Here is a 13,586-nt window from a genome sequence, read left to right as displayed (position 1 = left end):
CCCGCCCACGACCGGGCATCAGACAGTTCCCCACCCATGACCAGACCAACGAACCACCTGCCCAACCGTCACGACAAAGACCGTTGCAGTACTAGCGGGGTGCGGGGCCGCAGGAGCCGTGGGCGGCAGGGGCGGCGGCGCCGGGGGCCGCCGGCGTCGGCGGAGCCGGGCTCACCGGGGGAAACGCGGTCGACCGGGGGCGGGGAGGCGGCCTACGTTGACGCGATGACGGAGATACGTACCGAACGGCTGCTGCTGCGCTCCTGGCGGGACTCCGACCTGGCTCCGTGGGCGGCCCTGAACGCCGACCCGGTGGTGCGCGAGTACTTCCCGGGAGTACTCACCCGGGAGCAGAGCGATGCCTCGGCGGCCCGCTTCCAGGCGGACCTGGACCGGCGGGGCTGGGGGTGGTGGGCGGTGGAGGTGCGCGACACCGGGACGTTCGTCGGGTTCGCCGGGCTCGATCCCGTCGAGCCGGGCATGCCGTTCACCGGGGTGGAGGCCGGCTGGCGGCTTGCCCGGGCGGCCTGGGGCCGCGGCTACGCCACCGAGGCCGGGCGCGCCGCGGTCGGCCACGCCTTCGGGGAGCTGGACCTGCCTGAGGTGCTGGCGGTGACGGCGGCCGGCAACCTCCGTTCGCAGGCGGTGATGCGCCGCCTCGGCATGACCCGCGACCCGGCCGACGACTTCGACGACCCGACGGTGCCGGCGGGGCCCCTGCGCCTCAGCGTGCTCTTCCGGCTGCGGGCCGAGTGACGCGCTCAGGCGTCGTCGGCCAGGCGGATCCGGGCGGTCGTGCGCTTGCCGACCGCCTCCCGGCGCACCTCGAAGTGGTGGCAGACGGCCTTGACGATCTCCAGACCGTGCCGGCCGATCCGGGCCGGGTCCGCGGGCTGGGCCACCGGCAGCGCCGGCGCGGTGTCCCAGACCGTCACCTCCACCTGGCCCCCGGAAAGCTCCAGGTCGACCAGGGCGGGGCCCGGCGCGTACTTGCAGGCGTTGGTCAGCAGCTCGCTGACCACCAGCTGCACCAGGTCTCCCGCCCGGCGCGACACCGGCGTGCCCTGCCGCGCGCCCACGCGCGCGAGGAAGTCACGGGCCAGTTCCCGGCCCCTGGCGATGTCACCGGGTCGCCCCTCGTACTGCGCCGACGTCCTGATCAGCGCCATTTCCAGTCGGTACCCGTTGCGGGCAGCCTCGTTCATCCGATCCGCCCTCTTCCTGAGCCTCGACCGTCACGCCAGCCCGTCTACCCCGTTTGGCACGAAAACACCAGCGGGGCACCCCCGGGCCTCATCGAGGGTGCCCCCGCTCGGCAGGTCAGCCGCCGAGGGCCGCCAGGACGACGCCCTTGGCCTCCTCCTGGACCTGCCTGAGGTGGTCCGGGCCCCGGAAGGACTCGCCGTAGATCTTGTAGACGTCCTCGGTGCCGGACGGCCGCGCCGCGAACCAGGCGTTCTCCGTGCTCACCTTGATGCCGCCGATGGCCGCGCCGTTGCCCGGGGCCTCGGTGAGCACGCCGGTGACGGGCTCGCCGGCGAGCGTGTCGGCGGTGACCTGGGCCGGGGAGAGCTTCGCCAGGCGGGCCTTCTCCTCGCGGGTGGCCGGCGCGTCGATGCGGGCGTAGGCGGGCTCGCCGAAGCGGGCGGTGAGGTCGGCGTAGTGCTCGGAGGGCGTGCGGTCGGTGACGGCGGTGATCTCGGAGGCCAGCAGGGCCAGCAGGATGCCGTCCTTGTCGGTGGTCCACACCGAGCCGTCCCGGCGCAGGAAGGACGCGCCGGCGGACTCCTCGCCGCCGAAGCCGATCGTGCCGCCGATCAGGCCGTCCACGAACCACTTGAAGCCGACGGGCACCTCCACGAGCGGGCGCCCGAGGTCGGCGGCGACCCGGTCGATCATGCCGGAGGACACCAGTGTCTTGCCCACGCCCGCGTCGGCGGGCCACTCGGTGCGGTGGGCGTACAGGTAGGCGATGGCGGTGGCCAGGTAGTGGTTGGGGTTCATCAGGCCGGCGTCCGGGGTGACGATGCCGTGCCGGTCGGCGTCGGCGTCGTTGCCCGTGGCGATCTGGAAACGGTCGCGCTGGGCGATGAGCGAGGCCATGGCGTGCGGGGAGGAGCAGTCCATGCGGATCTTGCCGTCCCAGTCCAGCGTCATGAACCGCCAGGTGGGGTCGGCCAGCGGATTGACCACGGTGAGGTCGAGGCGGTGCTGCTCGGCGATCCGGCCCCAGTACCCCACCGAGGCGCCGCCCAGCGGGTCCGCGCCGATCCGCACGCCGGCCGCGCGGACGGCGTCGAGGTCGAGGACGTTCGGCAGGTCGGCGACGTACGCGCCGAGGAAGTCGTGGCGGCCGGTGCCGGGGGCGGCGAGGGCGCGCGCGTAGGGCACGCGGCGGACGTCCTTCAGGCCGGCGGCGATGATCTCGTTGGCCCGGTCCTGGATCCAGGAGGTGGCCTCGGAGCCGGCCGGGCCGCCGCTGGGCGGGTTGTACTTGAAGCCGCCGTCGGCCGGCGGGTTGTGCGAGGGGGTGACGACCACGCCGTCCGCGAGGCCGGTGGTGCGGCCGCGGTTGTGCGTGAGGATGGCGAGCGAGACCGCCGGGGTGGGGGTGTAGCCGTCGGCGCTGTCGATGAGGACGGCCACGTCGTTGGCCGCGAACACCTCCAGCGCGGTGACGCGCGCTGGCTCGGACAGGGCGTGGGTGTCCGCGCCGAGGAAGAGCGGCCCGTCGGTGCCCTGGGCGGCGCGATACTCGCAGATGGCCTGGCTGGTCGCGGCGATGTGGTCCTCGTTGAACGCCGCCGCCAGGGCCGAGCCGCGGTGTCCTGAGGTGCCGAAGGCCACGCGCTGCCCGGGCTCGGCGGGGTCCGGGTGCAGCGCGTAGTACGCCGTCACCAGCCGGGCGACGTCGATCAGGTCCTCGGGGCCGGCCGGCTCGCCGGCTCGGTCATGCTGCATGCGCGCACTCCTCCACTTGGGTCAGGCATGGACTCGCGGTCCCATCTTCCCCCGTCGGGGGGAGTGCTACCTGGAGATCCGTGCGGGGTCGTGGAGGAGGTGCGGGACGGGGTGCTCGCGGGTGACCGGGCTTCAGGCGGCCCGGACGTGGCCCGTACGCGCCCGGGCCCGACCGCGCGCGACGTGGTGCGGTCGGCGTGCCGGGCCCGGGGGCGTGGCGGGTGCGCGCGGTGCGGGCACCGCGGCGGTACTCAGATGCGGCCGCTGGTCAGCCGGGTCAGGGGACCCTGCGCCTGGCGGCCCGAGCGGCGTCCCACCGCGTAGGACGCGGCGGTCAGTCCGGCGAGGCCGGCGGCCGCGCCCGCGGCGACGAGCTTGCGGTTCGCGATGATGGTCCAGGCCGTCTTGGCGGTGGCCGCGACATGGCCCGAGGCGGTGATGACCGCCTGGCGGCCCGCCTCGACGCCCTGAGCCGCAGACTGCACGGCTCCCGTGGCGACCTGGGCCGAGCGCTCCACGCCGGACTTGGCGGCCGACGCCGCGTCACCGGCCTTGTCCGCAGCGGCCTGTCCGGCCTTGGAGGCCGGCGCGGTCGCCTTGGCGGCGGTCTCGCGGGCCTTGGTCTCGGCCGCCCGCGTGCCGGCGGCCTTCTTCGTGTCGTTGTTCGGATCGCTCATGGACACCGCTTTGCCCCTCGCTCCGCCGCCAAACACGCGCCGGACCGCCGGACTTCACCCGGACGTACGGCGGGAGCGGCGGGGTCGTGGCGCCCGCCGCTCCCGGGGTCCGCACGCGGTGTCAGTCGGTGTCGACGTCCTCGCGGAGCACCTTGCCGTTGGTGGCGTCGACGTCGACGGTCGCCTTGTCCCAGGTGTCGGTGGAGACGATGTCCACGGCCCACATGAGCTGCTGGTCGTCCTCGTCGAGCTTGGCCGCCGTGACGGTGCCCTTGGCCCGGCCCATGGCGGCCTGCACGGCCTGCTGGGGCGTCTGCTTGGCCTTGGACAGCCGGTCGGACCACTCGCTCTTGTCGTCGGCGTCCTGGTCGGGGTCGGTCTGGCTGCGCAGGACCTTGCCGCTGACCGCGTCCACCCAGACCAGGTGCAGGGTGCCGTCGGAGGTGGCGACCTTGTTCTCCCAGACCGGGGAGCCCTGGCTCGGCATGGGGCTCGCCATGGAGGGGCTGGCGGAACCGGCCGACGCGCTGGCCATGGCGGGGGCGCGCTTCAGCTCCATCTCCACGAGCTTGCCGCCCGACACCTCCTTCACGGCGGTGCCGGCGGCCTTGTCCCAGCTCACCTTCGCCATCGGGACCAGGGCCTTGCGGTCGGCCTGGTCCTCGGTCAGCGACTGGGACGCCGAGGGCGAGGTGGAGCCGGAGGGGGAGGCGGACGCGGATCCCGAGGGGGACTCGGTCTGCGCGGCCTCGGCGACACTGGAGCGTGTCGTGTCGGCGTTGGTGCAGGCGGTCAGCAGCAGCGCGGAGCTGCCCAGGGCGCAGGACACCGCCAGCGAACGAAGAGTCGTAAGACGTCGCACAGAGCTCATGGTGCTCTCGTTAACCCTGCAAGCCTTTTGTCATACCGGATGCGCGGACACATCATCCCGATGGCCGACAAAACGGGCGACGGGGGCGGGGGCTGCGGCGGGTTGCGGTGCGGTGCCCTCCAGCCAGATCCGGTACGCGGGCGACTGGCGGGCCGCCTCCCAGTACGCCTCGGCCAGCGCCGGGTACACGGCGTCCAGTTCGGCCCGGGTCCGCGCGGCCAGCAGCAGGCGGACGCCGAGCGGGTCCCCGGACAGGCGCCGTACGGCCGTGTCGGGGCGGGAGGGGGAGCTGGGCTGGCAGACGGTCACGACCTCGCCGGTGGCGACCAGCGAGGCGGCCGTGTGGTAGTCGCCGTGCAGCACCCGGGGGTCGAGGCCGGCGGCGCGCAGCATGCGGTGCACGCCGTCCCACTCGCCGTCCACGGTGGGGTCGACCATCCAGCGGTCCTCGGCCAGGTCGGCGAGGCGGACGACCGGGCGGGCGGCGGCCGGGTGGTCGGCGGGCACCATGACGAACTGCGGCTCCCGCTCCAGGAGCACCCGCAGCCGCAACCCCTCCGGGACGTGCAGCGCCGAGCCCTCGACCTCGTGCACGAAGGCGACGTCGAGCTGGCCGTCACCCACCCGGCGCAGCAGCGCGTTGGCGGAGACGTCCATCTGGAGGGCGGGCTCCAGGCCCGGCCGTCTGAGCCGGCGCAGCCAGCCGGCCAGGGCCCGGCTCGCGGTGGAACCGATGCGCAGCCGGCTGTCGCCGCCGGACGCGGCGGCGCGGGCCTCGCGGACCAGGGTGCGCATGTCGGCGAGGAGCGGACGGGCCCGGCCGAGGACGGTGCGGCCGAGCGGGGTGGGCCGGCAGCCGGTGCGCTCCCGTACGAACAGGGGCCCGCCCAGGGTCTGTTCGATGCGGGCCAGCTGGGTGCTCAAGGTGGGCTGGGTGACGCCGAGTTGGCGGGCGGCGCGGTGCAGGCTGCCGGCGTCCGCGATGGCGCACAGCGCGCGTAGGTGCCTCACCTCTAGCTCCATGGCGGGAGCGTAGGACGGAACAGTTGGTTGCGCCAGGTGAACAAATGGCGTCGGAACAGGGCGAGTTCTGCTCCCCCGAGAAGGTGCTTCCAGGCGGTGATAGCCCGGGCCTATCCCCCGTTGCCATCATCACAGCGCGCGCACAGCCGCCGCACACTCACCGGTGACGACTTCTCCCCACTCCCCCACACAAGGAGTCATCGATGCGCATCACCCTGCCCATGCTCTCCGCCACGGTCGGTCTCGGCCTGACCGCGGCCGTGCTCGGCGGCGCCCCGGCCGCCACGGCCGCGGCTCCGTCGGCGCAGGCGGCCCCCACCGCGCGTGCCGGCTACCTGCCGGGCGCCGGTTCGGGCGAACAGGCCCAGGACAACCAGGCGTTCTTCCAGGCGGTCCTCAAGTCCGTCGCCGAGCGGCAGGCCGCCTCGCCGTCCGCGGCGGCGGCCGTCACGGTGTACTACAGCACCGCGAACGCGCCCAGCTTCCGCTCGCAGATATCGCGCAGCGCGCAGATCTGGAACAGCTCGGTCACCAACGTGCGGCTCCAGGAGCGGAGTTCGGGCGCGGACTTCCAGTACTACGAGGGCAACGACTCGCGCGGCTCGTACGCCTCGACCAACGGGCACGGGCGGGGGTACGTCTTCCTCGACTACCGGCAGAACCAGCAGTACGACTCGACCCGGGTGACGGCGCACGAGACCGGGCACGTGCTCGGGCTGCCCGACCACTACTCCGGGCCGTGCAGTGAGCTGATGTCGGGCGGGGGGCCGGGGCCGTCCTGCACCAACCCCAACCCGAACGCCGCGGAGCGCAGCCGGGTGAACCAGCTGTGGGCGAACGGGCTGGCCGCCGCGATGGACAAGGCGCTGGCGAAGTCCGGGCAGCGCTGAGCGTTCGTGTCCGGCGTGCGCGGGAGTGGCCCCGAGGGTCTCTCCCGCGCACGTGTGCGTTCCGGCGGGGTATGCGCGTACCGAACTTTGCGGGTCTCTCTCGAGGAGTCGGAGGTGTCGGGCGTGGACGAGCAGAACGTGGCCGATGGGGGTCTCGGCGAGCTGGAGCGGGGGACGCGGCAGCGGGCGCAGTTGCGGACGCGGCTGTCGGACATCGCGTGGACGGCGCTGTGCGTGGTGCTGGCGTTGTGGGCGGTGTGGAGTGCGGTCGGGGTGGTACGGGGGTCCTCGGCCTGGGCGTACAGCCTGGTGGCGTGGGTGCTGCTCGCGGCGGCGCTGACGTTGCGGGTGGCGGCGGTGCGCAGGCGGGGGCCGGTGTGAGCTGAGTGTGCCCGGGGCCCGGGGCGGGGGGCGTGCATTGCAAGGGGCGGTTTGGGCACTTTGACTGGAGTCGGCCTCGCCGTCGGGCGAGGGAAACGGAGGGCGTCATGCTGTCGCACAGCCTGGAGCACGGAGTGCTGGTCGTCACGGTTGACCAGGACCCGGGGGTCGACGGGCGGGCCGCGCTGGCCGCGCACATCAACGACCTGGTGGACGCCCACCGGCCGACCCCCGTCGTCGTGGTCCTCGGTGAGCGGGCGGCCTGCGCCGCCGCGGCCGGCGCCGTGCTCCGGGCCCACCGGCGGTGCGCCCGCCTCGGTGTCCTGATGTGCGCGGTCACGCACAGTGCTCCCGTGCGGCGGCTGCTCGAGGACAACGCCGACACCTCCGTACCCCGACTGGTCGTGCACGCCCGGATCGACACCGCCATCACCACCGCCTTCGCCGCGGCGGCCTGACCCCGGGGCGAGTGGCGCCGCGTTTGCGCCCGGCCCAGCGGGTAACTCCGAAAGCTCCGATTCCCGACGCCGCCCAGCGGCACCCCGGGAGGCGCCATGTGGTGGAAGCGCAAGGTCAGGAAGGGGTCGCCGACGGGCGCCGGCCCCGTGGAACTGTGCGACCTGTGTGCCGCCGTCTTCCCCGAGTCCCTGGCCGTGCGCGGCTGGGTGCCGGACTCCTCCGCGGTGCACGCGGGCGAGGACCGCTTCGACGGGCTACGGCTCGTCACCGCGTGTTGCTACGACCACTTCGACCTGATCGGCGAGGGTTACCGGTACCGGCCCTACGTCGAGGAGGAACTCTGGGCGGCCAAGCTCACCCGGGCGCTGACCGCGGGACCCCCGGCGCTCTCCGTCGAGCAGCTCGCCCGCCGCACCGGCCTGCTCGACGCGCAGATCCGCGCGGCCATCGCCTGGCACAACCAGCGCCTGCGGGAGCAGCCGCACACCGATCCCTGAGCACGGCGGGAGCGCTCGTGTGAACCGGTTCCTGCGCCCGTTCCTCCGCGCCTGGGACCGGTTGGCCGCCTCGGCGCTGGTGCGGCGCGGCCGGGAGCTGGAGCTGATGCACCGGGCGATGGGGTTCGCCACCATCGCCCTGGTCACCCTGGCGCCGCTGCTCATCGTGGTGGCCGCCGCCGACCCGCTGGGGCGCGGCGGCTTCGCGTCGTGGCTGGCGGACGGCATGGGGCTCTCGGGCCGCTCCGCCAAGGCGCTGACCGACATCATCAGCCCGCCCACCGAGGTGATCGGCACCACCAGCATCTGGGGTGGCCTGCTGCTCGCCGTGTTCGGGGTGTCCTTCGCCGGCAGCGTGCAGAACGGTTACGAACGGATCTGGGGCCTGCCCTCCGGCCCCTGGCACCGGGTGTGGCGGCAGCTGACGTGGATCATCGCGCTCACCGCCTACCTCTACCAGGAGGTGCAGACCCGCACCGCGCTGCACGGCTCGGCGCGCATCGCGCTGTCCACGGCGACCGGGCTGCTGTTCTTCTGGTGGGGACAGCACTTCCTGCTCGGCAGCCAGGTCCGCTGGCGCGACCTGGTGCCCGGGGCGGTGGCCACCATGGTCGGCCTGGTCGGGCTGCGCGGCTTCTCCTACCTGGTCTTCACCCCGCTGATCCTGGACAACGCCATCAGCTACGGCACGGTGGGCATCGTGCTGGTGGTGGAGTCCTGGCTGATCGGGGTGGGGTTCGTGGTGTTCGGGGGCGCGATGGTCGGCCACTGGTTCTGCGAGCACCACTGGTGGGTGCGGGCCATCGACCGGGAGTGAGGGCCACGGCGGGGCCCCGTAAGGGCAACTGGGCTTTCTGGTCCGGGACATGGCAGATACCGCGGGGCAGTACGATGATCGCGAAGTACGGCGCTGCTGCCCTCCCGGACCTCGGAGCCTGCCATGACGACGGACCACTCCCAGCCCACTCCGATCGACACCGGCCGGGCGCATCCGGCCCGGGTCTACGACTGGCTGCTGGGCGGCAAGGACAACTACCCGGTCGACGAGGCGGTGGGCCGGACCCTGCCGCCCGAGGCGCCGGTGGGGGCGCGGCAGAACCGGGCCTTCATGCACCGCGCCGCCGCATACCTGGCCGGGCGGGGCGTGGACCAGTTCCTGGACATCGGCACGGGCATACCGACCGAGCCCAACCTCCACCAGATCGTGCAGCGGACCGTGCCGTCCGCCCGGGTCGTCTACGCGGACAACGACCCGATCGTGCTGCGGCACGCCGAGGCGCTGCTGGTGAGCACCCCCGAGGGCGCCACCGACTACATCCAGGCCGATGTGCGGGAGCCCGAGGAGATCGTGCGGCACGCCCGCCGGGTCCTGGACTTCGACCGGCCGATCGCCCTTTCGCTGATCGCGCTGGTGCACTTCCTCCCGGACGAGAAGGAGGCGCACGACATCATCCGCGGTCTGGTGGCCGCCCTGGCGCCGGGCTCCCACCTGGTCTTCTCGCACGCCGCGCGGGACGTCTTCCCGGAGCTGGCGCAGCGGACGATCGACCAGTACGCCAAGGGCGGCATCCACCTCGCCCTGCGCTCCCGCGCCGAGGTGGCCCGCTTCCTGGATGACCTGGAGCTGGTGGAGCCGGGCCTGGTGACGGCGACCGAGTGGTACGGCGCCGGCCAGGAGCGGCCGGCGCCCGAGACGAGCGGGATCTACGCCGCGGTCGCCCGCATCGGCTGATCCCGCCCGTCCGCCGCGGTGCCGGTCAGCGTCTGCGGCCCCGGCCGCCCCAGCCGCTGCCGATGCCGGCCACGTGCAGGGCCAGCAGGGTCAGGCCGACCAGCATGAAGTTGACCGAGGTGAAGGTGTCGTTGGTCGAGATGTCCGCGGCGTTGATCAGGAAGGCGATGAAGAACAGGACTGCCGCGCCGATGGCCAGCATGGGTGTCTCCCGGGGTCGGGTGGAGCCGAACAGGTGACAGCCGTATGCCCTCAACGGACGGTGGAACACCGCCCGTTGAGAACGCCCGACAGCTGATCACCGGGCGTGTGCGTGCGGTGACGGGCCGGGTGCGCGCCCTCGCGTACCGTGGAAGCCATGCACCACCCGTCCCCGCCCCCGGACGACGGCTCCGGCACCCTGTTCGGACTCGACGCCCTCGCCCCGGCGACGCCCGGCCGGCCCGGCGCCGGGGACCCCGAGCCCGACCGGCCCTCCTTCCGCGACTCCCCCGCCGCCCGCCGCCTGCTCCCGGTCCGCGAGATCCACGCCGAACCGGCATCCGCCGCCTCCCCGCGCGGCCGGCAGATCCGCGCCCGGTTCCCCGCGGCCCGGCTGGTGGAGGTGGACTCCCACTGGGGCATCCCCGGCCTGCACGGCAACGAGGGCAACGTCGAGCGCTGGGTGCGGGTCAAGGGCGAGACGCTGGTCCTCGGCGAGCGCAAGACGCTGACCACACGGCCCAACGGGCGGTCCGCCGACTGGATCGCCCCCGGCGCCTCCAACGGCTGCGCCATGGCCTGCGCCTACTGCTACGTGCCGCGCCGCAAGGGGTACGCCAACCCGGTCACCGTCTTCACCAACATCGAGAAGATCGTCGCGCACATCGGCCGGCACGTGGCCCGGCTCGGCCCGAAGACGGAGCCGAACCAGTGCGACCCGGCGTCCTGGGTGTACGACGTCGGCGAGAACGGCGACTGCTCGGTGGACGCGCTGATCTGCGACAACACCGCGGACCTGGTGCACGCCTTCCGGCAGTGGCCGACGGCCAAGGCGTCCTTCGCGACCAAGTTCGTCAACCCCGACCTGCTCGCCCTCGACCCGCGCGGGCGCACCCGGATCCGATTCTCGGTGATGCCGCCGGACGACTCCCGGCTCCTGGACGTGCGCACCTCGCCGGTGGCCGAGCGGATCGCCGCCGCCGGGGACTTCCTGGACGCCGGGTACGAGGTGCACTTCAACCTCTCCCCCGTCGTGCTGCGCCCCGGCTGGGAGGCGGACTGGACCGAATTGCTGCGTCACCTGGACGACGTGCTGCCGGACCGGGTGAAGCGGCAGGCGGCGGCCGAGGTGATCATGCTCACGCACAACCGGGAGCTGCACGAGGTCAACCTGGGCTGGCACCCGCGGGCCGAGGAGGTCCTGTGGCGCCCGGACCTCCAGCAGGGCAAGCGCTCGGAGAACGGGGCGCTCAACGTCCGGTACCGGAACGAGGTCAAGGCGGGGGCCGTGGCGCGGCTGCGGGAGCTGGTGGACGCGCACGCCCCGTGGCTGCGGATCCGGTACGCGTTCTGACCAGCGGAACGATCACCTCCGGAGGCGTTAGGTAAGGCGTACCTAACACCCGGGTAAGGTCATCTCCGGCCCGCCCGCGAACCGCGGAGACACCGAGACCAGGGAGACCGCCGTGCCCGAGACGACCGTCGCCGAGGAGGGCTGGGTCGCGCTCGGCTCACCCGCCGAACTCCGCGAACTGCTGGGCGAGCCCTGGCCCGTCGTGATCGACAAGGTCCACGACCGGCTCACCGACGACGACGTGGACCTGCTGTCCCGGTCCCCCTTCTGCCTGCTGGCCACCTCGGACGACGAGGGCAACTGCGACGTCTCCCCGCGTGGCGACGCCCCGGGCTTCACCCACGTCCTCGGTCCTGGCACCCTCGCCCTGCCGGACCGCCCGGGCAACCGGCGCGGCGACAGCTTCCACAACATCCTGAGCAACCCGCACGCCGGGCTGCTGTACCTGATACCGGGCTCCAAGGAGGTGCTGCGGATCAACGGCCGGGCCCGCCTCCTGACCGACGCGCCCTTCTTCGACGCGCTGGCCCGCGACGGCCGCCGTCCCCAGCTGGCCCTGGTGCTGGACATCGACGAGATCTACCTGCACTGCCCGCAGTCCCTCAACCGGTCCGGACTCTGGAAGTCCGGCTCCTGACGCCCCGGCGCTACCAGCACTTTTTAGGTTAGGCTAACCTTCGCCTCGTGAGATCAGGTGAAGACACAGCCGGCACCTCGCGCCTCGAGGGCCATCAGCTGACGGCCGCGGACGTGACCGTGTCGTACGACGGCGTCGACGTCGTCCATGACGCGGCGCTGGCGCTGCGCCCGGGCGAGGTGACCGTCCTGGTGGGTCCGAACGGCAGCGGGAAGTCGACGCTGCTGCGCACGATCGCCCGGCTCCAGCGGGCCCGCACCGCCACCCTGCGCATCGACGGGGACACCGACGGGCTCGCGCTGACGTCCCGTGAGTTCTCGCGGTGCGTCGCCCTGCTGACCCAGGGCCGGCCCACACCGGGCGGGCTCACCGTCCGGGACGTGGTCGAGTTCGGCCGCTACCCCTACCGGGGGCGCTGGGGCCGGCCCGACCCGGACGGGCCGGCCGCGGTGGAGCGGGCGCTCGCCCTCACCGGCGTGAGCGACCTCGCCGACCGCGGCGCCGACCACCTCTCGGGCGGCCAGCTCCAGCGGGTGTGGCTGGCGAGCTGCCTGGCCCAGGAGACCGGCGTACTGCTCCTGGACGAACCGACCACCTACCTCGACCTGCGCTACCAGGTCGAACTGCTCGACCTGGTCCGCGATCTGGCGGACCACCACCGGATCGCCGTCGGCGTGGTCCTGCACGACCTCGACCAGGCGGCGGCCGTCGCCGACCGGATCACGCTCCTCGAAGCGGGGCGGATCGTCGCCGACGGCCCGCCCGAGGAGGTGCTGACGCCCGAGCGGCTCACCGCCGTCTACGGCATCCGGATCGACGTCGACACCGACCCCCACACCGGCCGGCCGCGCACCCGCGCCATCGGCCGCCACCACATACGAGACACTCGGACCGAAAGGCTCGGCACCACCTCATGAGACGCCTCCTGCTCACCGCGGCCGCCACCACCGCCGCGGCGCTCACCCTCGCCGCCTGCGGCACCACCGAGCCCGCCGAGGACTCCGCGGACAAGAAGCCCGCCGCCGAGGCCATCAGCCTCACCGACGGCACCGGTGCGAAGGTGAAGCTCGACGGCCCCGCGAAGACCGTCGTCGCCACCGAGTGGAACGTGGTGGAGAGCCTGCTGACGCTCGGCGTCGAACCGGCCGGCGTCGCCGACGTCAAGGGCTACAGGACCTGGGACACCGCCGCGCCGCTGAAGGGCACGCCGAAGGACATCGGCACCCGTGGCGAGCCGAGCATGGACACCGTCGCCGCGGTCCACCCCGATCTCATCGTGGCCACCTCCGACCTCAAGCCGGAGGCCGTGAAGCAGCTGCGCAAGGTCGCCCCGGTGCTGTCGGTGACCTCCGCCGACGGCACCGGCCAGATCGAGCAGATGCTGGAGAACCTCGACCTCATCGCCAAGGCCACCGGCACCGAGGACAAGGCGAAGACGGCCCGCGAGGAGTTCGAGGCCAAGCTCGGCGAGGGCAAGAAGGCCCTGGCCGACGCCGACCTGGCGGGGCACCAGTACGCCTTCGCCGACGGCTATGTCGCCTCCAACCAGGTCTCGATCCGCCCCTACACCGCCACCTCCCTGATCGGTGAGGTCAACGAGGCGCTCGGCCTGAAGAACGCCTGGAAGGTGAAGGGCGACCCGGCCTACGGCCTCGGTACCACCGACGTCGAGGGGCTGACCGCCCTGCCGAAGGACACCGAGTTCGCCTACATCGGCAACGACGACGACCCGAGCGCGACCCCCTTCAGCGGCGTGCTCGCCAAGAACGCGGTCTGGAAGAACCTGCCGTTCGTCAAGTCCGGCAACGTGCACCGGCTGCCCGACGGCGTCTGGATGTTCGGCGGCCCCGAGTCGATGAAGGCGTATGTCGACGCCGTCGTCGGCGCGCTGACGAAGTAGCGG

Annotated in this window: 17 protein-coding genes; 11 read left to right on the top strand and 6 right to left on the bottom strand. The window is 73.1% G+C overall.

Annotated elements, in window-relative coordinates; genetic code table 11:
- Positions 1-225: 225 nt before the first annotated feature.
- Complete coding sequence (locus ACGFZL_RS31025; RefSeq protein WP_393696756.1) at positions 226-756, top strand: GNAT family N-acetyltransferase; 531 nt, start codon at positions 226-228, stop codon at positions 754-756.
- A 5-nt stretch (positions 757-761) separates the two neighbouring features.
- Here ACGFZL_RS31025 and ACGFZL_RS31020 read toward each other — a convergent pair whose 3' ends face one another.
- The 5 genes from ACGFZL_RS31020 to ACGFZL_RS31000 form a co-directional block, all read right to left on the bottom strand.
- Positions 762-1,205: an ATP-binding protein gene (locus ACGFZL_RS31020; RefSeq protein ID WP_393696754.1), complete on the bottom strand. Its 444-nt coding sequence runs from the start codon at positions 1,203-1,205 to the stop codon at positions 762-764.
- 115 nt (positions 1,206-1,320) lie between these two features.
- Positions 1,321-2,961: a phosphoglucomutase (alpha-D-glucose-1,6-bisphosphate-dependent) gene (gene pgm / locus ACGFZL_RS31015; protein WP_393696752.1), complete on the bottom strand. Its 1,641-nt coding sequence runs from the start codon at positions 2,959-2,961 to the stop codon at positions 1,321-1,323.
- A 251-nt stretch (positions 2,962-3,212) separates the two neighbouring features.
- Positions 3,213-3,638 carry a hypothetical protein gene (locus ACGFZL_RS31010; protein ID WP_393696750.1) on the bottom strand — a complete coding sequence of 142 codons (426 nt, stop codon included), beginning with the start codon at positions 3,636-3,638 and terminating at the stop codon, positions 3,213-3,215.
- Between the two features lie 121 nt (positions 3,639-3,759).
- A complete protein-coding gene (locus ACGFZL_RS31005; protein ID WP_355171962.1) occupies positions 3,760-4,509 on the bottom strand; it encodes a PepSY domain-containing protein in 750 nt (249 codons plus the stop codon).
- A gap of 30 nt (positions 4,510-4,539) precedes the next feature.
- Entirely contained in the window at positions 4,540-5,532 is a 993-nt protein-coding gene (locus ACGFZL_RS31000) for a LysR substrate-binding domain-containing protein (RefSeq protein WP_393696748.1), read from the bottom strand.
- A 203-nt stretch (positions 5,533-5,735) separates the two neighbouring features.
- Here ACGFZL_RS31000 and snpA point away from each other — a divergent pair, with 203 nt between their 5' ends.
- The 6 genes from snpA (at position 5,736) to ACGFZL_RS30970 (ending at position 9,491) form a co-directional block, all read left to right on the top strand.
- The gene (gene snpA / locus ACGFZL_RS30995) at positions 5,736-6,422 is read left to right on the top strand and encodes a snapalysin (protein WP_355171966.1); all 687 of its coding nucleotides are present in this window, start codon (positions 5,736-5,738) and stop codon (positions 6,420-6,422) included.
- 123 nt (positions 6,423-6,545) lie between these two features.
- Positions 6,546-6,803, top strand: a complete 258-nt coding sequence (locus tag ACGFZL_RS30990; protein WP_393696746.1) for a hypothetical protein — start codon at positions 6,546-6,548, stop codon at positions 6,801-6,803.
- 107 nt (positions 6,804-6,910) lie between these two features.
- Complete coding sequence (locus ACGFZL_RS30985) at positions 6,911-7,261, top strand: hypothetical protein (protein ID WP_355171970.1); 351 nt, start codon at positions 6,911-6,913, stop codon at positions 7,259-7,261.
- A gap of 96 nt (positions 7,262-7,357) precedes the next feature.
- A complete protein-coding gene (locus tag ACGFZL_RS30980) occupies positions 7,358-7,759 on the top strand; it encodes a hypothetical protein (protein ID WP_393696744.1) in 402 nt (133 codons plus the stop codon).
- Positions 7,760-7,778: 19 nt separating this feature from the next.
- Positions 7,779-8,576, top strand: a complete 798-nt coding sequence (locus ACGFZL_RS30975; protein WP_355171974.1) for a ribonuclease BN — start codon at positions 7,779-7,781, stop codon at positions 8,574-8,576.
- 123 nt (positions 8,577-8,699) lie between these two features.
- Positions 8,700-9,491: an SAM-dependent methyltransferase gene (locus tag ACGFZL_RS30970; RefSeq protein ID WP_355171976.1), complete on the top strand. Its 792-nt coding sequence runs from the start codon at positions 8,700-8,702 to the stop codon at positions 9,489-9,491.
- Positions 9,492-9,516: 25 nt separating this feature from the next.
- Here the strand turns inward: ACGFZL_RS30970 and ACGFZL_RS30965 are convergent, their stop codons facing one another.
- On the bottom strand, positions 9,517-9,693 hold the full coding sequence (locus ACGFZL_RS30965; protein ID WP_355171978.1) for a hypothetical protein: 177 nt from the start codon (positions 9,691-9,693) through the stop codon (positions 9,517-9,519).
- A 156-nt stretch (positions 9,694-9,849) separates the two neighbouring features.
- On the opposite strand from ACGFZL_RS30965, the gene ACGFZL_RS30960 reads away from it, so the two are divergent.
- The 4 genes from ACGFZL_RS30960 to ACGFZL_RS30945 all read left to right on the top strand — a co-directional run bounded on the left by ACGFZL_RS30960 (position 9,850) and on the right by ACGFZL_RS30945 (position 13,583).
- On the top strand, positions 9,850-11,046 hold the full coding sequence (locus ACGFZL_RS30960; protein ID WP_393696741.1) for a spore photoproduct lyase family protein: 1,197 nt from the start codon (positions 9,850-9,852) through the stop codon (positions 11,044-11,046).
- A gap of 112 nt (positions 11,047-11,158) precedes the next feature.
- A complete protein-coding gene (locus ACGFZL_RS30955) occupies positions 11,159-11,683 on the top strand; it encodes an MSMEG_1061 family FMN-dependent PPOX-type flavoprotein (protein ID WP_393696739.1) in 525 nt (174 codons plus the stop codon).
- A gap of 47 nt (positions 11,684-11,730) precedes the next feature.
- Complete coding sequence (locus tag ACGFZL_RS30950; RefSeq protein ID WP_393696737.1) at positions 11,731-12,600, top strand: ABC transporter ATP-binding protein; 870 nt, start codon at positions 11,731-11,733, stop codon at positions 12,598-12,600.
- Positions 12,597-13,583 carry an iron-siderophore ABC transporter substrate-binding protein gene (locus ACGFZL_RS30945; RefSeq protein ID WP_355171986.1) on the top strand — a complete coding sequence of 329 codons (987 nt, stop codon included), beginning with the start codon at positions 12,597-12,599 and terminating at the stop codon, positions 13,581-13,583. Before ACGFZL_RS30950 ends, ACGFZL_RS30945 begins: the two co-directional genes overlap by 4 nt.
- The last annotated feature ends 3 nt before the right edge of the window (positions 13,584-13,586 follow it).

This window comes from Streptomyces sp. NPDC048182 (assembly GCF_043202555.1).
Lineage (GTDB): Bacteria > Actinomycetota > Actinomycetes > Streptomycetales > Streptomycetaceae > Streptomyces.
This window is presented reverse-complemented; position numbering and strand designations above follow the sequence as displayed.

Coding starts and splice junctions, on each gene's coding strand:
- ACGFZL_RS31025 (WP_393696756.1), top strand. CDS start 226: ATGACGGAGATACGTACCGAACGGCTGCTGCTGCGCTCCTGGCGGGAC.
- ACGFZL_RS31020 (WP_393696754.1), bottom strand. CDS start 1,205: ATGAACGAGGCTGCCCGCAACGGGTACCGACTGGAAATGGCGCTGATC.
- pgm (WP_393696752.1), bottom strand. CDS start 2,961: ATGCAGCATGACCGAGCCGGCGAGCCGGCCGGCCCCGAGGACCTGATC.
- ACGFZL_RS31010 (WP_393696750.1), bottom strand. CDS start 3,638: ATGAGCGATCCGAACAACGACACGAAGAAGGCCGCCGGCACGCGGGCG.
- ACGFZL_RS31005 (WP_355171962.1), bottom strand. CDS start 4,509: ATGAGCTCTGTGCGACGTCTTACGACTCTTCGTTCGCTGGCGGTGTCC.
- ACGFZL_RS31000 (WP_393696748.1), bottom strand. CDS start 5,532: ATGGAGCTAGAGGTGAGGCACCTACGCGCGCTGTGCGCCATCGCGGAC.
- snpA (WP_355171966.1), top strand. CDS start 5,736: ATGCGCATCACCCTGCCCATGCTCTCCGCCACGGTCGGTCTCGGCCTG.
- ACGFZL_RS30985 (WP_355171970.1), top strand. CDS start 6,911: ATGCTGTCGCACAGCCTGGAGCACGGAGTGCTGGTCGTCACGGTTGAC.
- ACGFZL_RS30980 (WP_393696744.1), top strand. CDS start 7,358: ATGTGGTGGAAGCGCAAGGTCAGGAAGGGGTCGCCGACGGGCGCCGGC.
- ACGFZL_RS30970 (WP_355171976.1), top strand. CDS start 8,700: ATGACGACGGACCACTCCCAGCCCACTCCGATCGACACCGGCCGGGCG.
- ACGFZL_RS30965 (WP_355171978.1), bottom strand. CDS start 9,693: ATGCTGGCCATCGGCGCGGCAGTCCTGTTCTTCATCGCCTTCCTGATC.
- ACGFZL_RS30960 (WP_393696741.1), top strand. CDS start 9,850: ATGCACCACCCGTCCCCGCCCCCGGACGACGGCTCCGGCACCCTGTTC.
- ACGFZL_RS30945 (WP_355171986.1), top strand. CDS start 12,597: ATGAGACGCCTCCTGCTCACCGCGGCCGCCACCACCGCCGCGGCGCTC.